This is a genomic window from Cellvibrio sp. pealriver (genome assembly GCF_001183545.1).
Classification (GTDB): domain Bacteria; phylum Pseudomonadota; class Gammaproteobacteria; order Pseudomonadales; family Cellvibrionaceae; genus Cellvibrio.
In genome coordinates this window covers 1,351,469-1,370,359 of sequence record NZ_KQ236688.1, presented here as the reverse complement: position 1 = coordinate 1,370,359, position 18,891 = coordinate 1,351,469, and the positions used below count along the sequence as shown (strand labels likewise).

Here is an 18,891-nt window from a genome sequence, read left to right as displayed (position 1 = left end):
CATGCATATTGTGATTGGTGTCATGGGCGTGTATCGTAACGCCTCTTTTATTGGGCATCTTGTTGCCAATTTTCGGGGTTTTAGAGCAGTCGCTGTGACCCGATAAAAATAATGCTGAGGAGCAATCCGAGATGAGAGTGATATTGTTGGGCGCACCTGGTGCAGGCAAAGGTACCCAGGCGCAACTGATCATGGAAAAGTTTGGAATTCCCCAAATTTCTACTGGCGACATGTTACGTGCAGCCGTTAAAGCCGGTACCGCGCTAGGTTTGCAAGCGAAAGATATAATGGCAGCTGGAGGCTTGGTGCCCGATGACCTGATTATTTCTTTGGTAAAAGAGCGTATTGCTTCCAGCGACTGCTCTAATGGTTTTTTGTTTGATGGTTTTCCCCGCACTATCCCGCAAGCACAGGCTATGTTGGATGCGGGTGTCGATATTGACCATGTGATTGAGATCCATGTTCCCGATGAGGAAATCGTTGCACGCTTGAGTGGCCGTCGTGTCCATGAGGCATCTGGTCGCGTTTATCACGTCATTCACAATGCTCCCAAAGTAGAGGGGCATGATGATATTACTGGTGAGCCTTTGATCCAGCGCCCGGACGACACAGAAGAAACTGTGCGTAAGCGTTTGGGTGTTTATCACGACCAGACAGAACCTCTGGTGGGCTTTTATCAAAATTTGGCTGCATCCGGGAAATCACGAGCTCCCAAATATACGCGTATCAGCGGTATCGGGAGTGTAGACGGAATCCGTCAACAGCTACTGACTGTATTGGGATAAGTGACTGAACTGCAGTAAAAATAGGCTCTGCGGAGCCTATTTTTTTGCCTTCGATTTTTACAGTATTTATTGATTGTTCTAATTTATGAGCCTGATTCTTGCCTTGGATTCCTCTACCGATGCTTGTTCTGTTGCCCTTTATCAACAAGGGCAGCTAAGCAGTTTGTTTGAGCTGGCTGCGAAGAGCCATACTCAAAGACTGCTCCCGATGGTTGATGAGCTGCTCAAACAAGCGGGTATATCCTTAAAGGAGCTTGATGCGATTGCGTTTGGTCGCGGGCCGGGCTCATTTACAGGTTTAAGGATTTGTGCCGGTATAGTCCAGGGCTTGGCGTTTGGCACCCAATTACCTGTCATTCCTGTATCCACGCTTGAGGCACAGGCCTTAGCATACACCCGTGCCAATCCCGATAACCAGCAGTCAATAATCGCGGCGATGGATGCACGAATGAATGAAGTGTACTGGGGCGTGTTCAAGCCAGAAAATAGTCATATTCAAGCTGTTGGTGATGAATATGTGATGGCTCCGGAAGCAATGGTTAATCATCCTCGTGTTCAGTCATTGGGTGGCCATTTTGTGGGTATAGGCTCAGGCTGGCATTATCCGGATATGCAAGCATCAGCTGCCAAGACTATAGTCATGGATATTCATCCCCATGCAGGCGATATTGCGCTCATCGCTGCAGAGCACTGGACGAAGGGGCAGATAGTCAATGTGCTTGATGCCCAACCTGTTTATTTGCGCGATAGTGTTTCGTGGCAAAAGCGTCAGCGCATCCGTAATTCAGACTAGATTGGGTAAGTTTTATGATGGAATCCCCGCTCGTTCCACACACGCAAATAGACTTCAATGAAAACCTGCTGCGTTTTTTACAGGCATCACCCACCCCTTTTCATGCGGCAAAAAATCTTGCCGATCAATTGTCCAGAGCCGGTTTTACCCAGCTTCAAGAGGGGGATGCATGGAGTCTGAAACCGGGTGGGCGTTATTGGTTAACGCGTAATGACTCTTCAATTATCGCGTTCATCTACGGTTACTCGCCATTAGTAGAATCAGGTATACGCATGCTTGGTGCCCATACCGACAGCCCTTGCCTTAAGGTGAAGCCTCGCGCAGAGCTTAATCGACGCGGTTACTTTCAGTTGGGTGTCGAAGTTTACGGCGGAGCTTTGTTGGCACCTTGGTATGATCGCGATTTATCGATGGCGGGACGTGTTACCTACTGTGATGAGCAGGGGAATATCACAAGTGAATTAATAGACTTCGGCCGGCCAATTGCGATCATTCCCAGTTTGGCGATTCACCTGGATCGTGACGCGAATAATGCCCGCTCAATCAATCCGCAGAAAGATATAGTGCCACTGGTATTGCAGTTGCCAGCAGATGACTCGCCGGTTCCTGGGTTTCGGGAGTTATTGCAGGCTGAGCTACAGCGTAGCAATCCAAGCTTGGCAATCAAACAGGTTCTGGATTATGAAATCAGTCTTTATGATACTCAGCCGCCTGCTTTAACAGGATTGCAGAACGACTTTATTTCCAGTGCAAGACTGGATAATTTACTGAGTTGTTTCATAGGGTTACAGGCATTACTTAATGCAGATAATAAAGTATCAAGCCTGCTTATTTGTACAGATCATGAAGAGATTGGCAGTGCATCTTGTTGTGGTGCCAAAGGCCCTATGCTGCAACATTTTCTTGAGCGACTGCTACCTGATACTGAAACCCGCGTGAGAACAATTGAGCGCTCGATGATGATTTCGGCTGACAACGCGCACGGGATACACCCTAACTTCATGGATAAGCATGATGAAAATCATGGGCCTTTGTTGAACCGCGGTCCGGTAATTAAAATCAACGCCAACCAGCGTTATGCAACGACCAGTGAAACCAGCGCGTTTTTCCGTCTCTTATGCAATCAGGTGAATGTTCCAGTGCAATCCTTTGTTGCCCGTACAGATATGGGGTGTGGAAGCACGATTGGTCCAATAGTCGCCTCTGAGGTTGGGGTAAAAACAATTGATGTGGGCGTCCCCACATTTGCGATGCACTCAATCCGTGAGTTAGCGGGGGCTGCAGATAGCTGGTATCTCTATCAGGTTGCAAAGGCGTTTTTTACTTACCCTAATGCACCATTGGCAAGAGTTGTTATCGCACAGTGATACCTTGCCATTAAAGCTTCTCGGTTGGATGGTCTCAGTCTGATATCCAGTGCGGAGAAAGCGCAGCTACTCGCACAACTATTGTGATCCAGTACTAAGACTAGGGACTGCAGCGCCATGCAGGTTTATCGCCTGTTTATAATTCACCCCTAAAAATCGTACTTATCCTTTGATGCCTTGTAGTAGTGGAGCCGAGAAATGGCGATTAGCCTTGATGTCTTAGCGTCTTTTGCGCCGTTTAACACCCTGAATCACGAATATCTTGTTCAAGTGGCTGAAAAAGCCAATCTGCGTGAAGTGGCCAAAGGCACTATTATTTTCAAGCGTGGAAGGCCGTTTCCTGAAAAAGTATATTTAGTCAGTGGTACGGTTGATTTGATTGATTCAGGGTTTCAGGTGAATACGATTAATCCTGCCAGTGAATCTCGCCGCTCCCCGCTTAATATCACCCAACCAACACAAGTGTCCGCTGTTGCCAAGTCTGACGTTACACTCTTGTCTGTTGATAGTGATTTTCTTGATTTAGTGCTTGCGTGGAGTGAATCTAATGACGAAGAGGCAGAAACATCGGGAGTAAGTTTGCATGATGACAGTGATTGGATGTCGTCATTGTTGCAGTCGCCTCTATTTAGTCGTCTACCTCCAGCTAATATCCGTCAGCTATTCATACGTTTCAAAGCACAAAAAGTACACGCCGATGAAATTGTTATCCGGCAGGGAGAGCGCGGCGACTTTTTTTATGTGCTTGAGTCAGGTAGTGCAATCGTAATGGATCCGAGTAATAAGATATTAGCTGCACTGCGTCCTGGTCATTATTTTGGCGAAGAGGCCTTGGTTGGCGATACTACGCGCAATGCCACCATTAAAATGATTACTCCCGGCAAAGTGATGAAGCTCGACAAGGAAGATTTTCGTGAATTATTGCAAGAACCCGTTTTAAAGTATGTCACGGCAGATGAATTGAAAGCGCGCTCAAGCGATATGCCTGCCTATCAAATTATTGATGTCCGCCTACCGGTTGAGCGGCGAGGGCAATCTGTACCAGACAGTCGGAATATCCCCCTTAACCAATTGCGCAACCATCTCAAAAATCTTGATGACGCAGTCACTTATGTAGTGACTGATGATTCCGGTCGTCGCTGTGATGTTGCAGCGCATCTTCTTACCCAAGCTGGTTTTGATAGTTGTATCCTTAAGGATTCAGCGCATTATTACTCTGGGCTCTAATGCTGCCAAATCGGATTGCTTGCCTGTATTATGTCGGCCAGATTTTTCACCCCGACTTTTAATGGCTTCAAGCAACTTGCCAATAACAGAGATAGATAGGGCATTATGAGTAAACAACGTGTTTTAACTGGCATTACCACCACTGGTACCCCGCATTTGGGTAACTATGTCGGCGCGATACGCCCGGCGATTCAGGCAAGCCAAAGTGCAAATGTGCAGTCATTTTATTTTTTGGCTGACTTCCACGCCTTGATCAAATGCCAGGATCCTGATCTGGTCCACCAATCTACCCGTGAAATCGCTGCAACTTGGCTGGCTTTAGGGCTAGATACTGATAATGCCATTTTTTATCGTCAATCAGATGTACCCGAAATTCCCGAATTATGCTGGGTGCTGACCTGCATGGCGGCAAAGGGGTTGATGAATCGCGCGCATGCATATAAAGCATCTGTTGATAGCAACCTTGCGGCCGGTGAAGATACCGATTTTGGTATTACCATGGGGTTGTATTCGTATCCAATTTTGATGGCTGCTGACATTTTAATGTTCAATGCCAACAAGGTGCCTGTGGGGCGTGATCAGGTTCAGCATATCGAAATGGCCCGTGATATTGCTGCGCGCTTCAACCATCACTACGGTGAGCATTTCGTATTGCCTGAAGCGCAAGTGGACGACAATGTTAGTGCCGTACTGCAAGGGTTGGATGGGCGTAAAATGAGTAAAAGTTATGGCAACACCATTCCATTATTTTTACCTGAAAAACAGCTAAAAAAATCAATAAATAAAATTCTGACTAATTTATTAGAGCCAGGCGAACCCAAAGACCCAGATACGTCACCGGTTTTTCAAATTTGGCAGGCCTTTGCAACTCCCGAACAAAATGTGTATATGCGTCAACAATTTGCAGAAGGGATTGCATGGGGTGAAGCGAAACGCCAACTATTCGAGTTGATCAATAGTCAGTTAGCTGAAGCTCGTGATAAATATGAATCATTGTTGGCTAATCCCGCACATATTGAAGACGTACTACAAAAGGGCGCAGAAAAAGCACGCGCATACAGTCGGCCTTTATTAGAAAAAGTGCGTGATGCGGTGGGTATACGCAAAATAAAGTGATTTTATTCCACATACAAAAATCCCCGCATTGGCGGGGATTTTTGTATGTAGCCTGTGTTTCTCAAGTGACTATTTTGCCAATGTTGCAACCACTTTTAAGATGGCAGATGTCAATTTACTTAAATTTTCTTTATCAATAATAAACGATGGCATTAAATAAATAATTTTTCCAAATGGTCTAATCCATACGCCATATTCGATAAACAAAGCCATCAGTTTACTGGTATCGACTGTGTCTTTTAATTCAACAACACCTATTGCACCCAGCACTCTTACATCGGCAACATATGAGAAATCTTTGCAGGGAGCTAACTCTTCTTTCATCTGTTGACTTATGTTTGCAACGGTTTCTTGCCAATTTGAGTTGAGTAGCAGATCGATACTGGCATTGGCGACCGCACAGGCAAGGGGGTTGGCCATATAAGTTGGGCCATGCATAAAAATTCCGTTGTTGTCACAAATGCCATTGCTTACTTTATCGTTACACAATGTTGCTGCAAGAGTAATATAACCGGCTGATAACGCTTTGCCTATACACATAATGTCCGGGCTGATACCAGCATGCTCGGATGCGAATAATTTACCCGTCCGACCGAAGCCGGTAGCAACCTCATCTACTATCAGCAATATTTCATTCTTATCGCACAATTCACGCACGCGACGTAAATACCCAGGAGAATAAAAACGCATTCCGCCTGCACCTTGCACTATGGGTTCAATAATAACCGCAGCAATTTTTTGGCGATGTTGTTGAATATGTTGTGCAAACTTTGCGATGTGGGATTCTTGAAAGGGGATATCAAAGCCGCATGGAGGTGCTTCTGCAAATAAATGATGCGGTAATGAATGATGAAATAAGTTGTGCATCCCGGAGTGAGGATCGCAAACGGACATCGCACCAAAAGTGTCGCCGTGATATCCATTTTTGAGCGACAGGAACATGGTGCGCTGAGCCTGCCCCTTGGTATGCCAATATTGAATTGCCATTTTCATGGCAACTTCGACCGCGACAGATCCAGAGTCAGAGAAAAAAACCTTATTGAGACCTGCGGGTGTAATTTTCGCAAGTGTGCTAGCCAGTTTTACTGCAGGCTCATGAGTAATACCTGCAAACATCACATGTGCCATTTTCCCCAATTGTTCGGTAATGGCTTGATTTAATACCGGGTGATTATAGCCATGCAGCGTGCTCCACCAGGATGACATACCATCAATCAGTATGCGTCCGTCAGTGAGATATAATTCAACACCTTTGGCATGGTTTACAGATGTCACCAAGCCTGGATTAATAAAAGATGTGTAAGGGTGCCAAACATGAGCACGATCCAGTCGTAGTAAATCATGATTGGCGACTTCTTGGTTGTATATCATGTTCATTCCACATCATTCGCGCGCAAAATATAATTACCTATTCAGCTTAACGAAGTTTTGTACAAAAATCAGAATCAATTTCACGCATTGCTTTGATGACGATTAAATCGATGTTTATTTAAACCTGACAATCAAATCCAATTGTTTCTGCGATAGATTATCCATCTCACTGTTGAGTTCATCAGCAATACTCACTTCTTGCTGTGCTCTATCGGAAATATGTGCGATAGATTGGGTATTTCGTTCGATTTCCAAGGCCATAGACGATTGTTCTTCCGCAGCGGCAGCGATTTGGTGTGACATTTGATCTATGGCATTGACGGAATGTGATATCGCATCCAACGCTGCACGTACATTCCCCATCTCGCTTACACTGCGTTCAGCAAGATCCAGGCAATTTTTCATGTTGAGGCTGGCATCATCAGTTGCTTTACCAAGATTGCCAATAATTTGCTGGATGTCACCTGTGGATTCTTGTGTTCGTTGAGCAAGAGAGCGTACCTCATCGGCCACTACGGCAAACCCCCTCCCTTGTTCACCTGCACGTGCTGCTTCAATTGCAGCATTCAATGCCAGTAAATTGGTTTGTTCTGCAATACCGCGGATGACATCTACCACGTTGGCTATTTTGCTACTGTCTTCGCTGAGTTTATTCAGCACATTGCCAAGTGCCCCCACGGTTCTTGATAAGTCATCAATCGCCAAGCGCGCACCTTCAATTACCTGATTGCCTTTATCGACCTCATTTATCGCTGCTCCCGTTGCCATCGAGGTCTGGTTTGCTCCGCTGGCTACTTCCTGTACGGCAATTGCCATTTGTTGCATGGCAGTCACAACGCCTGCTGTTTCTTGTTGTTGCGCACTCATGCCTTCATAGGTCTTTCGAGCCTGGTGATGTGCAGCGCCAGCCTTGCCCTGTAATTCTTTTGCTGACTCCCTGAAGCGCCCTAGAGCAGTTCGCAAGCGAGATTTGATGGCGTGTTGTGCCAGTTCAATTTCTCCAGTGGCATCAGTGCGGCCTGTGTAAATATAGGCAGCAAAAGGATCGTGAATTGTCTCTCTTGCTTCACTCAGCGCTTGTGACAAACGATTTAGCAGCAATTGTTGTGCGCATCCAGCAATCAATACCGCAACAATCAGGGAGGCAAGCGCACTGCTCAGTGAAAAGCCCTGTGCGGTAAAAGAAGCAATTAACATCAATATCCAGCTAGTGAGGCCAACAAGCACGCTGCCTCCAAACTTGCCCCACAAATAGTGGGTAGTGGAATAGGGTGACTTACCTTGATTTAACCGGTCATAAACCTGTTCTGCCCGGCGTATGACATTAGGATCTGCTTTGGTTCTTACCGATTCATAGCCATAAACCTGTCCATTTTGCAGCAATGGCGTTATGTAGGCATCAACCCAGTAATGATCGCCATTTTTGCAGCGATTTTTAACAATTCCCATCCAGGGTTTACCGGCTTTTAAGGTATTCCAAAGCATGCCAAAGGCAGCGGGAGGCATATGAGGATGCCGAAGAATGTTGTGAGGCTGGGTGATCAGCTCTTGCCGGGTAAAACCCGAAATCCGGCAAAAGGTTTCGTTACAAAATACAATATCGCCACGCAGATCAGAGGATGAAACAATTTCATCCTGGGTCGAAAGGTGTACTTCTTTACCGGTGATATGGCCATTGTTGCGCATGAGAAAAATCCTGATAAATCGACTGGCTTTTTTGATCCCTTTCACAACCTATCAGCAGCCAAACTATTAGCGGCCATCAAAGCGGGCGGGTAAATCATATTCGTTGCTTATCAAGCCTAGTCCAAAATTTACGAATCTCTAGCTGTCTTATACCTTTAAGGCTTAGGCTGCATAGGAATCCCAGGTCTGGTTTGCTTGTCCGAGATCTGACTCTTGCAGAAATCGGGCGAGCGAATCGCGTGTTTCCTCCTCAAGGTCGACAAACTTGATGCTGATCTGGGTGTGGCGATAGGGGCTGCGCCCGATGCGGAAAGCGCAAATTCTGGCGCGACACCGTATCTGTAGTTCGTCACTGATATTGACTTCACATAACGGTAAAAGAGCTCCGTGACGCAAGTAGGGAATCAGATTGCCTGCCACCATGACACGCAAGCCGCCTGCAGAAATATCTTGCAGCGTTCCATAACAGGGCTCTTGACCAAGAGGACGAATTTTGACGGATAGTGGAGATTGGTGACCAATCATGAAGCGGGGAGAGCTGCGTCTGGGTTGATAGCTTGCCGACTCAGGCAGGGTGATCGCCAATCCAGATGCACCATAAGTAGAGCCTAACGCAACGATGGCGGCTTGAATGACTAATTGCTCGCCATTGCGGTGATGGCGAATGGTAATGTCATCACCAACATCAAGAATGAGTTGTTGTGGAAATAAGTCATCCAGCCAGAGCAGGCCTCGCTCTATATCGATAGCCAGAATCATAGTTTGGTAAGTGCGGCTGGCTCCGGTGATTTTCACTTCCAATTGCTGCCGCTGTTTTTGAAGTTCAGCAAGTGGAATATATTGGCTGGGAATAGGTGTGCTTTCAGTATCGCTGCCGCTATTTTCCGCACCTATGCCTTTGTCCGGATTTTTATGGGTGTTTTTTCTAAACAGCTTACTAAACAGTGACATGTCTACCTCCACACGGCAAAAATTCTCCCTCGGATTTAATCCCAAGGAGCCTCATTAGTGTAAGAGCAAGCCCTATGCCAGATGCTGAGGAATCAGAGTGATCGAGGTTTAACGAGGGCTTTTGCGACTTACAACATTATAGACCGGCAAACGATTGCCGCGTCATGCGCGATTGATTTCAACTTACGCGCAAAATCCGTACAATGCGCCGCTCGCCGGCAATGCCGTTGATATCCCTGTTTTCCCACGAGTTTTAAGTCCATGAAAGAGCTACACGAACGCAAAGATCGCCTCGAATTCAACAAGCTACAGAAACGTCTGCGCCGCCTTACGGGCTCAGCAATTGTTGATTACAACATGATCGAGGATGGCGATAAGGTGATGGTGTGCTTATCGGGTGGTAAAGACTCTTACACCATGCTGGATATTTTGATGAGTTTGCAAAAAACCGCCCCCATTTCATTTGAGTTGGTTGCGGTCAATATGGATCAAAAACAGCCCGGTTTTCCCGAACATGTTCTACCGCAATATCTGGAGCAGGTTGGGGTGCCGTACCATATTATCGAGCGCGATACTTACAGTATCGTCAAAGAGGTGGTTCCAGAAGGAAAAACGACTTGCGGACTTTGCTCACGTTTGCGTAGGGGGACTTTGTATGGTTTTGCTGATGAAATTGGCGCTACGAAAATTGCACTGGGGCACCACCGGGACGATATTATCGAAACCCTGTTTTTGAATATGTTCTTTGGCGGAAAACTAAAAGCAATGCCGCCGAAGTTGTTATCTGATGATAAGCGTAATATCGTTATTCGCCCGCTTAGTTATTGTACCGAAGAAGATATTGCACAATTTGCAGAAATGAAGGGGTTCCCCATAATCCCATGCAACCTGTGTGGCTCACAGGAGAATCTACAGCGTCAGGTAGTGAAGGAGATGCTCCAGCAATGGGAGAAACAATTTCCGGGGCGCACAGAGACTATCTTTTCGGCTATTCGTAACGTGCAACCATCGCAATTAGCTGATTTAAATCTGTTTAACTTTATTGATCTCGAAATGAATAAAACAGCGCAACCTGATGATGTGGATGACTCCTGCAGTATTACACCGCAGTTCAAATCTTCGGATTCTGGCGTGCAATATGTAGATGTTTTGGACATACATTGATTCTGTAGCCTGTCCAGTCCTGAAATAAGTTGACACTGATTTATCCAAACGCCCGATGCACCTCATCGGGCGTTTTGTATTCCAGGGATAGATGCGGACGACGTTCGTTGTAGATCCGAATCGACTCGGCCACCATCACTTTTGCTTCTGCAAGATCCCTAGGTTTCCTTATCAAAAACTCACTTTTCAAAATACCATTCACACGCTCTGCCAGCGCATTTTGATAGCAGTCGTAACCATCCGTCATCGAACAATGAACACCGTATTGATAATGCAATTTCTGGTATTGCGCTGAACAATACTGAATACCCCGATCTGAATGGTGGATGAGCTCATCACCACTGCGTCGCTGCTGTAGTGCTTGTTTATACGCACCGATTACTGACTCAGCCTTCAGATTGTCATGGACGCAATGCCCCACAATCTTGCGCGAATAGGCATCGGTCACCAAACTCAAATAGGCCTCGCCCTGATGCACGGGTAAATAGGTAATGTCAGCCACCCAAACATGTTCTGGTCGTTGCGGAATCACTTGATGTTCACCAGGCTTCAGAAGATTGGGATGTTTGCGAAAGCGATGATGGCTGTGCGTTGTTTTGTGATAAGCCCGCTTGGTGGGAACCAGCAGGCGATGTTCGCGCAGCAAAGCAAACAGTCGATCTCGCCCCACAACCAATGCGGATTGTTGTAACAAGCGCTGTAGTTTGCGCGTTCCGATGCAGGGTTGTAATGCACGTTCACGCTGCACCGCATCAAGGAGTATCTGCGTGTGCACTTCTCGTTGTCGCACCCGCTTACATTGTTGATACCAGGCTTGCCGACTGATGCCGAGTAGCTGGCAACCACGGACAACGGATAAACCCGCTAACGTTTTCGTTTGGATGATGTTCCGTGCGGCTTTTTTACCACACTGACTCCATAGTCGCGCTTGAGTACATCAACCACCGCTTCGAAAAAATCCGCTTTTGTTGGGTTAGAGCGAGCTGCTGTTCCAGTTCTTTGATGCGCTGTTCTGGCGTTTGAGGGCGAGGATTATCGGACATGAGGAGGCCTTTTGCTGGTAAACCTAATGACCAATCCAGTTGACCATGCTTGCGCAGCCAGCACAAGACTGTAGATCTGCCTTGTATACCGTAGCGAGACTGGGCTTGTTTATAAGTCATCTCTCCTTTTTCGATTTGATCGACAAGAGCCAATTTAAAGGCGAGAGAGTAATCACGCTGGGTGCGTTTAATAACGGGATTCATAACACTTTCCTCAGTAGAGAGTAGAAAAGTGTCAACTTTATTCAGGACGAGTCAGCCAAATAAAAAAAGCCTGATTAAACATCAGGCTTTTTTTATTTTCTAACTATTTGCTTTTTATCCAAACAATTAGTTTTTTGCACTCAAATAAATCGTTAGCTCTTGCCCGGGATGAATGTAGCTTTCATTTTTCACTTTGTTCCAGCTCAAAATGTCTTTTTTGGATACATCAAATTTGTTTGCGATTTTATGTAGCGTATCGCCGCTTTTGATCTGATAAGTAATTTTGTTGCCGTCTTTTTGTTCGGTTGTCTTGTTGAGCACTAGTAATTTTTGCCCAGGTTTTAATTTGGCATTTGCCGACAACTCATTCCATTTTAATAAATTATTGACGGTCGTTTTATTCTTGCGTGCAATTGTCCAAAAGCTATCACCTGATGCAACAGTGTAATAAGTGCCGGTATTTTTTTGCTTACGCTGTGCAATTTCTTGTTCAGCCTGGATTGCATATGGGGAATCCATAGGGGCTTGTCCAGGAATGCTCAAACTCTGACCAATTTTCAGTTGGGTATTTTTCAAATTGTTAGCGGATTGGATTGCTGCAACGCTGGTTCCGAAACGTTTCGCAATAGCACCCAGTGTATCGCCAGACTTTACTTTGTAATCGCCAGCGACCTGAATCGGTGTGATCTTGGGTAATTTATCCAGACTGAGTGTGAATTGCGCTGCATCAGCCACCGGAACCAGCAATTGATGTGGACCTGTTGGATCAGTGATCCATTTATTGTAACCCGCGTTAAGATTGCGAAGATCTTTGGGGTTGATATCTGCCATACGCGCGGCTTGGGCTAGATCAATAGGTGAGCTTACGTTGACAGTAGTGAAATAGGGATTATTGGGAATTTCTGTCAGTTCCAAGTCATATTTTTCCGGATTCGCAATGACTTTTGACAAGGCTAACAGTTGTGGAACATATGACTGGGTCTGTTGCGATAGGGGCAGCGACCAAAAATCAGTTCCTTTGCCCTGTTTGCGATTGCGTTGAATTGCACGGCGGATAGTTCCTTCTCCGGCGTTGTAAGCGGCAATAGTCAATAACCAATCACCATCAAACATCGTATTCAAACGTTTGAGGTAGCGAACGGCTGCGTCGGTAGAAGCGACTATGTCGCGGCGACCGTCATACCAGTGATTTTGTTTGAGTCCAAAATTCCGGCCTGTGTGAGGCATAAATTGCCAGACACCCAAGGCTTTGCTCGGTGAGGAAGCGAAGGGGTCGTAGGCGCTCTCGACAATCGGAAGCAATGCGAGCTCCATCGGAAGGCCATTTTCACGCAGCTCGTTGGCAACATAATAAAGATAGGGTTTGCTTTGTTCCGTTACCCGATCGAGATAGCGTTGGTTATTGGAGAGCCAGCGAAGATTTTTATCGACTTTTGCGTCACTGATTTCCGGGAAATTGTACCCGTCTGTAATCTCGTCCCACAGGTTGCCGTAATCGCCGGTATGTTCGCGTAGTTTGGCTCCCAAGGGGCTTTCTTCCGGCTCTACATGCTGGACATCAGCAGGTATGGCATCTGCAACAGGCTCTTTAGGGTTGTTCAAGCTGCTACAGCCGGCCAACATGAGCAATAGCGACAAACAAAGACAAAAGGGCAACAGCAGGGAGCGGTTTTGAGGTTTCATAGGGTCACTTTCAGTATTGCTTTTTCATGGTCAGATTGCTTACCAGATGAAAAAGGCAGTTGATTTTTTGCCATTCTTATTCTGCGATTAAGCGTATAAATTAGGATTTTCATCCTATTTTTATCACAAATAGCGGCTATTTAGTGATTACCTTGGCCCTCCCTGGGGCTGCGGATTTCGAATTTTAGGTGCTGCTATCTATCGGGTCAATGCTTAATGTGGAATAAGGGCAGCCCGTCACAGGTCTATTGAGAGCTAATTGGGCTTTTGTTTCGTCTATTATTTGATCGGGTTGGGCCAGTAATCTTTGATTAAACGAAGCCCCCCGAAGACATCTGCCGCTGCCGAGCATTTCTGTCCAAGCCTGTTTTCTACGAAGCTTTTGATGCCAGTTTGTTGACAGCGCAAAAATGGATTTGTTCGTTTTTCCACCGAAATAGTCGAGGGAAGTGTTATTGCGTGCTGTAACCGCAAATGTTTAACCTCTGTCAGGCGCAGCTCCAGCTCTTTGTTATCAGGCTCAACCGCGAGAGCAAATTCGAGATTTGCCTCCGTATATTCATGCGCACAATAAACAAGGGTGTTATCAGGAAGCGATGCCAGCTTCATGAGTGATTCCCACATAATGTCAGCCGTGCCATCAAACCTTCGCCCGCAGCCGCCGGCAAAAAGCGCATCGCCACAGAATAAAAGCGGTGTTTCTTCACGGTGAGCAAAGTAGGCAATATGTTCCCAGGTGTGCCCCGGAACGGCGAGTACGGTGAACTCTACACCCTTGAGTGTAATTTGATCCCCTCCATATAGGCTGTGGGTAACCCAAGGTATGGATTCCACTTGTGGGCCATAGACAGGCACATTCCTGTATTCCAGTAGCCCAGCGATACCCTGGGTATGATCGCGGTGGCGATGAGTAATCAATATTCCTGCTAACTCTAATTGATGTTTATCCAAATAATGGATAACGGCTGCAGTATCACCAGGATCGACTACATACACAGTGCTGTCATTTACATCAGGGCGAATTATCCAGAAGTAATTGCTATCCAGTGCAGGTATCGGGGTAATAGTGGTCACTTGGTCAGGCCTCTTTATTTACTTACGCTATTCTACGCTGTCAAAGTGCGTATTAGCCGCGCCACTTTGCCGTTGCGTGACAGCGGTTAGTAACGGCTGCATGTGTTAGATTGTGTTGACCCTATAACAACGCTCTGCATTGGGATGAAGAGAATATGCATCGCAAGCTAGTCAAAACACCACATCGCTTGTGGATTCGCATTGCAGCACTCGTGCGAAAGCGCTTTGGTGTTCTGCCTATGCGGGAGTCGGTTGAGGATCTCAGTCACTGGTTTGAAACCCCTCTTGGGCAGGCGTTGCTGAAAGAGGAGCAGGAGGCGGTAGATGATGGTCTACAATGTGTTTTTGGCTATCACTTGCTGCAGTTGGGTATTAGTGGAAAACTCAATTTGACGGCATCAAGCCGTATTTCACACCACTTTATATTGCACCCGCGCGTAGAGGAAAATTCAAAGCTGGGAGCACTTGCTGATTTTAACCATCTGCCCTTGGCATCCGAGTCGATTGATGCTGTTGTTTTGCATCACAGTCTGGATTACAGCCAAAGCCCACATCATTTGTTGCGTGAGGTTAGCCGAACTATCATTCCGCGTGGCCACATCATTATCATTGGATTTAACCCCTTTAGTTTATGGGGAATTTGCGCAAGTCTGGCTCGCATAGTCACATCAAAACCACGATGGCGATTCCAATATCTTCGCCTCGGGCGATTACTGGATTGGCTTAAGTTAGTCGATATGGAGCCAATTGCTATTTACAGGGGCTTTTTTCGCCCCCCCTTGGCTCAAGAGCGTGCCATCAAACATTTGCATTGGCTTGAACCCTGGGGTAAAAGGCTGCACTTGCCTTGGGGGGGATTTTATATGGTGGTTGCACGTAAAGATCATATTCCTCTCATGCCAATCAAACCAAAGTGGCAACGTTATCGCCCTCTGCGGGGGCTTGCAGTAACCCGAATTCTCGGGCCAGCACCCAGTGCGAATATTGGCATGCGTTCATGGCTTTTGCGTTAATAAATAAAAGGTATAAACCCTATGCGTCAAATTGTTCTGGATACTGAAACTACCGGTCTTGAGACATCCCAAGGTCACAGAATTATCGAAATCGGCTGCGTTGAGTTAATGAATCGCCGTCTCACGGGTAGGCACTATCATCAGTATATAAATCCAGAACGGGAAATAGACGCAGGCGCGCAAGCGGTGCATGGAATCAGTAATGCAATGCTGGAAGATAAACCCGTGTTTGCACGTATTGCAGATGAATTTTTGCAGTTTGTGGGCGATGCAGAATTGATTATTCACAATGCCGCGTTTGATATCGGCTTTATCAATTACGAACTCAATTTACTGCGGCCGGGATTTGGCAGCATTACTGATCGCTGTCATGTCGTCGATACGCTTTTGATGGCAAGAGCCAAGCACCCGGGCCAGAAAAATAACCTCGATGCATTGTGTAAGCGTTACGGTGTTGATAACTCCCAACGAGAGCTGCACGGCGCATTACTCGATGCCGAAATCTTGGCTGATGTTTACTTATTGATGACGGGAGGCCAAACAGCGCTTTCACTGGGTGGCAACCAATCAAAAGAAGATGGTACCGAAGGGCAAAATGAGATACGGCGTCTTGCTCCTGACCGCAAACCTTTACCGGTTGTGTTGGCGAATGAAGAGGAACTGGTCGCACATGAACAAAAACTCGCCGCAATCGCCAAAAGTAGTGGCGATAATTGTGTCTGGTTGCGATGAAATAAAGCCAAACATGGTATAGAGTCAATGTGACTTACCCAGATTGTGCAAGCCATGCTTAAGCTTGCGTTAACCCATATGAGACAAACACTGTGAGCACAACCGAAACGTTAAATCTTGCTTCCCTCAAAATGGTTCAGGACGAGCTGGTTGCAACCATTGAGCAATCTGCTATCCGGCTCGAACAATTTGCCCAAGACCGCAATAACGGTGAGCTGTTACAAAATTGTATCGATGGGATCAAGCAAATTCGAGGCATACTCAGTTTGATCCAATTGCGCGGCGTTGATTTATTGGCAGAAGAGCTGGTTACTCACATTACCGATATTACGCTGGGTGATGATGATAAAACGGATTCAAAGTTAGAGCTGTTGACTGCAAGCTTTTTTATCCTGCCGCGCTATCTGGAATATTGCACACAAACTGCACGTAGCATGGCAATGTTATTGATTCCCCATATCAATGAATTGCGTATGGCTCGTAAGGCGGCACCTTTACCCGAAAGTTATTTTTATAATTTGCCCAACATTAAAGCCAGCCGTGAATTGGCTGTTGGTGCACAGCAGCCAGAAGACCTTGCGGTGTTGGTGCGCCGTTTGCGCCACATGTACCAAACTGGTTTGTTAAATGTTTTAAAAAATGTTCAAACCAAAGCATCTTTGGGCATTATGACTCGTGCGTTGCAGCGTTTGGAATCGGCCTCTGCCGGAAAACCGCTGAGTAATTTTTGGTGGTTAAGCAGTGCTACTGTTGGTGCAATTGCTGAAAAAAATATGCGTATCAGTAAAAGCCGAAAAATGCTGTTCAGTGCAATTGAGCGTGAAATTAAACGTTTTCAATTTGAAGGCAGTGCAGTACTGGCTCGTGAAGTGGAACCTGGACTACAAAAAGAATTATTGTATTTACTGGCGCTTTCCCATTCCGAACAACAACAGTCTATTCAAGTTTTGAATGCCTACGGTGTTCAACCATTATCCTACACCGAGGCAGAGCTCGCGCGGGAAATGGAATTTCTCAATGGTCCCAGTGCCAACACGATTAGTTCTATGGTTGCGGTGTTAACAGACGAGTTACACAGCACAAAAAATATTCTTGAGCGTGCAGCGCAAGGCGGGGCAGAGTTGCTCAGCGAATCTCCCGAGCTGTTGGAAACCTTGAAAAAAGTGGCCGATATTTTATCGATAGTCGGTTTGGTTGCGCCAAGTAACAGCTTAAAACTGGAGATTGAAAAAATTGCACAATGGCAAGCCAATCATACTCCGGTAACGCCTGATGAATTATTGGTTGTCGCTGATACATTGCTCTATGTAGAAAGCACTATTGCAGGGTTAAATAACGCAAACCTGTCAGACGACAAAGTTGCGCAGATCAATGCGTTATCGCGCGATGCAGCCATGGCGAATAACCAAATTGCGGAAGCGGAAAAGATTGTTATCGATGAGGCTGAAGCCGGTCTGGCGATGGTAAAACGCGCACTGACCGCATTTGCCGAATCTAATTACGACAAAGGTCATATCCGCAATATTCCCGGCATATTGGATTCAGTGCGCGGTGGTATGTTTTTGTTAGGCCTATCGCGTGCGGCTAATGTGTTGGCAGGTTGTATGCGTTTTGTTGATGAAGATTTGCTGGCATCCGAACAGCATCCGGCCGTGCAACATCTATTGGAAACATTTGCAGATGCCGTTATCAGCCTTGAATATTATCTTGATGCCATCAAACTGGATAAAAACGCAGACACGGCTGTGTTGCAAATTGCAGAAGAAAGTTTGCAGGCACTTGGGTATAACCTCTAAACATGTCTTCCCGCTTTTCCCTCGCGTCATTTGAGTTTCATGCCTCATCAGTGGTGCCGGCTACTCACCGTGACCGGCGCTTTATTTTGGTGGCGATAACAGAACAGTATCGCTGTACCCAATTATTATGCGACAGCAACAGTATGCTGTGTATTGTCGATCAAAGCTCTTTTGAAGTGCTCTCTGAATCGATAATCAGCGAACATTATCTGGGTGTGCTGAATGGCGATGACTTATGGGTAAGGGTGGTGGCAAACATCGCTTTACCCACTGGTTTTCAATGGCTTGGGTTGCGCTCCCAGCTGGAATTACTGTCTCCTGATTTCTTCCAATTGGCTGGACGTGCATTGCAAATTGCGCAATGGTTTTATGATCATCGCTTTTGTGGATGTTGTGGAAAACCAACACAGGAAGATACGATTGATCGTGCAAAGGTCTGTCATGCTTGCAATCTGCGCTTTTACCCCCGCATATCGCCCTGTATGATCGTGCTGGTTACGCGTGGAGAACAGATATTACTCGCTCACCACAAACGTGCAACGCGGATTGTATACTCAACATTGGCCGGTTTTGTCGAAGCAGGTGAGAGCGTTGAGGAATGTGTCCGACGTGAGGTTCTGGAAGAAGTTGGTTTACAGGTTGGCGAGGTTCGTTATTTTTGCAGCCAACCTTGGCCGTTTCCGAGCCAATTAATGCTGGGCTTTTTTGCTGAATATGAAGCAGGCGAGATTCAAATAGATCCAACCGAAATTGTGGATGCGAAATGGTTCCGTTACGATCAGTTGCCTCAGATACCCGCAGGCGCTAGTGTAGCAGGACAATTGATTGCTGATTATGTCGCCCGCATTCAACGCGCCTCCACAACATAACGCAATGATTCACATAA

The 18,891-nt window shown here is 46.3% G+C and carries 15 protein-coding genes and 1 pseudogene; 10 read left to right on the top strand and 6 right to left on the bottom strand.

What is annotated here, in order from left to right; genetic code table 11:
• Nucleotides 1-131 precede the first annotated feature (131 nt).
• The 5 genes from adk to VC28_RS05690 all read left to right on the top strand — a co-directional run bounded on the left by adk (nt 132) and on the right by VC28_RS05690 (nt 5,288).
• Nucleotides 132-785 carry an adenylate kinase gene (adk, locus tag VC28_RS05710; RefSeq protein ID WP_049629801.1) on the top strand — a complete coding sequence of 218 codons (654 nt, stop codon included), beginning with the start codon at nt 132-134 and terminating at the stop codon, nt 783-785.
• A gap of 85 nt (nt 786-870) precedes the next feature.
• Entirely contained in the window at nt 871-1,578 is a 708-nt protein-coding gene (gene tsaB, locus VC28_RS05705; RefSeq protein WP_049629800.1) for a tRNA (adenosine(37)-N6)-threonylcarbamoyltransferase complex dimerization subunit type 1 TsaB, read from the top strand.
• A gap of 14 nt (nt 1,579-1,592) precedes the next feature.
• Nucleotides 1,593-2,945 carry a M18 family aminopeptidase gene (locus tag VC28_RS05700; RefSeq protein WP_049629799.1) on the top strand — a complete coding sequence of 451 codons (1,353 nt, stop codon included), beginning with the start codon at nt 1,593-1,595 and terminating at the stop codon, nt 2,943-2,945.
• Nucleotides 2,946-3,143: 198 nt separating this feature from the next.
• Nucleotides 3,144-4,172, top strand: coding sequence for a cyclic nucleotide-binding domain-containing protein (locus tag VC28_RS05695; RefSeq protein WP_049629798.1), 1,029 nt, complete (start codon nt 3,144-3,146; stop codon nt 4,170-4,172).
• 105 nt (nt 4,173-4,277) lie between these two features.
• Nucleotides 4,278-5,288, top strand: a complete 1,011-nt coding sequence (locus VC28_RS05690) for a tryptophan--tRNA ligase (protein ID WP_049629797.1) — start codon at nt 4,278-4,280, stop codon at nt 5,286-5,288.
• Between the two features lie 69 nt (nt 5,289-5,357).
• Here VC28_RS05690 and bioA read toward each other — a convergent pair whose 3' ends face one another.
• The 3 genes from bioA to VC28_RS05675 form a co-directional block, all read right to left on the bottom strand.
• The gene (bioA, locus tag VC28_RS05685; protein WP_049629796.1) at nt 5,358-6,659 is read right to left on the bottom strand and encodes an adenosylmethionine--8-amino-7-oxononanoate transaminase; all 1,302 of its coding nucleotides are present in this window, start codon (nt 6,657-6,659) and stop codon (nt 5,358-5,360) included.
• Nucleotides 6,660-6,773: 114 nt separating this feature from the next.
• A complete protein-coding gene (locus VC28_RS05680; RefSeq protein WP_049629795.1) occupies nt 6,774-8,345 on the bottom strand; it encodes a methyl-accepting chemotaxis protein in 1,572 nt (523 codons plus the stop codon).
• A 162-nt stretch (nt 8,346-8,507) separates the two neighbouring features.
• Nucleotides 8,508-9,296 (bottom strand): flagellar brake protein, encoded by a 789-nt coding sequence (locus VC28_RS05675; protein WP_049629794.1) that lies wholly within the window; start codon nt 9,294-9,296, stop codon nt 8,508-8,510.
• 261 nt (nt 9,297-9,557) lie between these two features.
• Here VC28_RS05675 and ttcA point away from each other — a divergent pair, with 261 nt between their 5' ends.
• On the top strand, nt 9,558-10,460 hold the full coding sequence (gene ttcA, locus VC28_RS05670) for a tRNA 2-thiocytidine(32) synthetase TtcA (protein ID WP_049629793.1): 903 nt from the start codon (nt 9,558-9,560) through the stop codon (nt 10,458-10,460).
• Between the two features lie 40 nt (nt 10,461-10,500).
• Here ttcA and VC28_RS19515 read toward each other — a convergent pair.
• The 3 genes and pseudogenes from VC28_RS19515 to gloB all read right to left on the bottom strand — a co-directional run bounded on the left by VC28_RS19515 (nt 10,501) and on the right by gloB (nt 14,464).
• Nucleotides 10,501-11,707: pseudogene (locus VC28_RS19515) on the bottom strand (IS3 family transposase).
• A gap of 126 nt (nt 11,708-11,833) precedes the next feature.
• The gene (locus tag VC28_RS05655; protein ID WP_049629792.1) at nt 11,834-13,390 is read right to left on the bottom strand and encodes a lytic transglycosylase; all 1,557 of its coding nucleotides are present in this window, start codon (nt 13,388-13,390) and stop codon (nt 11,834-11,836) included.
• 279 nt (nt 13,391-13,669) lie between these two features.
• Nucleotides 13,670-14,464, bottom strand: a complete 795-nt coding sequence (gene gloB, locus VC28_RS05650) for a hydroxyacylglutathione hydrolase (RefSeq protein ID WP_053094159.1) — start codon at nt 14,462-14,464, stop codon at nt 13,670-13,672.
• Between the two features lie 155 nt (nt 14,465-14,619).
• Here gloB and VC28_RS05645 point away from each other — a divergent pair, with 155 nt between their 5' ends.
• The 4 genes from VC28_RS05645 (at nt 14,620) to nudC (ending at nt 18,874) form a co-directional block, all read left to right on the top strand.
• Entirely contained in the window at nt 14,620-15,477 is an 858-nt protein-coding gene (locus tag VC28_RS05645; RefSeq protein WP_049629791.1) for a methyltransferase domain-containing protein, read from the top strand.
• Nucleotides 15,478-15,498: 21 nt separating this feature from the next.
• Nucleotides 15,499-16,209, top strand: a complete 711-nt coding sequence (gene dnaQ / locus VC28_RS05640) for a DNA polymerase III subunit epsilon (protein ID WP_049629790.1) — start codon at nt 15,499-15,501, stop codon at nt 16,207-16,209.
• Between the two features lie 92 nt (nt 16,210-16,301).
• Nucleotides 16,302-18,005, top strand: a complete 1,704-nt coding sequence (locus VC28_RS05635) for a hypothetical protein (RefSeq protein ID WP_049629789.1) — start codon at nt 16,302-16,304, stop codon at nt 18,003-18,005.
• Nucleotides 18,006-18,007: 2 nt separating this feature from the next.
• On the top strand, nt 18,008-18,874 hold the full coding sequence (nudC, locus tag VC28_RS05630) for an NAD(+) diphosphatase (protein WP_049629788.1): 867 nt from the start codon (nt 18,008-18,010) through the stop codon (nt 18,872-18,874).
• The last annotated feature ends 17 nt before the right edge of the window (nt 18,875-18,891 follow it).

Excerpts from the sequence above, each read along its gene's own strand:
- VC28_RS05695 (WP_049629798.1), top strand. The coding sequence starts at position 3,144 with ATGGCGATTAGCCTTGATGTCTTAGCGTCTTTTGCGCCGTTTAACACC.
- VC28_RS05675 (WP_049629794.1), bottom strand. The coding sequence starts at position 9,296 with ATGTCACTGTTTAGTAAGCTGTTTAGAAAAAACACCCATAAAAATCCG.
- dnaQ (WP_049629790.1), top strand. The coding sequence starts at position 15,499 with ATGCGTCAAATTGTTCTGGATACTGAAACTACCGGTCTTGAGACATCC.
- adk (WP_049629801.1), top strand. The coding sequence starts at position 132 with ATGAGAGTGATATTGTTGGGCGCACCTGGTGCAGGCAAAGGTACCCAG.
- VC28_RS05690 (WP_049629797.1), top strand. The coding sequence starts at position 4,278 with ATGAGTAAACAACGTGTTTTAACTGGCATTACCACCACTGGTACCCCG.
- VC28_RS05700 (WP_049629799.1), top strand. The coding sequence starts at position 1,593 with ATGATGGAATCCCCGCTCGTTCCACACACGCAAATAGACTTCAATGAA.
- VC28_RS05680 (WP_049629795.1), bottom strand. The coding sequence starts at position 8,345 with ATGCGCAACAATGGCCATATCACCGGTAAAGAAGTACACCTTTCGACC.
- ttcA (WP_049629793.1), top strand. The coding sequence starts at position 9,558 with ATGAAAGAGCTACACGAACGCAAAGATCGCCTCGAATTCAACAAGCTA.
- nudC (WP_049629788.1), top strand. The coding sequence starts at position 18,008 with ATGTCTTCCCGCTTTTCCCTCGCGTCATTTGAGTTTCATGCCTCATCA.
- VC28_RS05655 (WP_049629792.1), bottom strand. The coding sequence starts at position 13,390 with ATGAAACCTCAAAACCGCTCCCTGCTGTTGCCCTTTTGTCTTTGTTTG.
- VC28_RS05645 (WP_049629791.1), top strand. The coding sequence starts at position 14,620 with ATGCATCGCAAGCTAGTCAAAACACCACATCGCTTGTGGATTCGCATT.
- bioA (WP_049629796.1), bottom strand. The coding sequence starts at position 6,659 with ATGATATACAACCAAGAAGTCGCCAATCATGATTTACTACGACTGGAT.
- tsaB (WP_049629800.1), top strand. The coding sequence starts at position 871 with ATGAGCCTGATTCTTGCCTTGGATTCCTCTACCGATGCTTGTTCTGTT.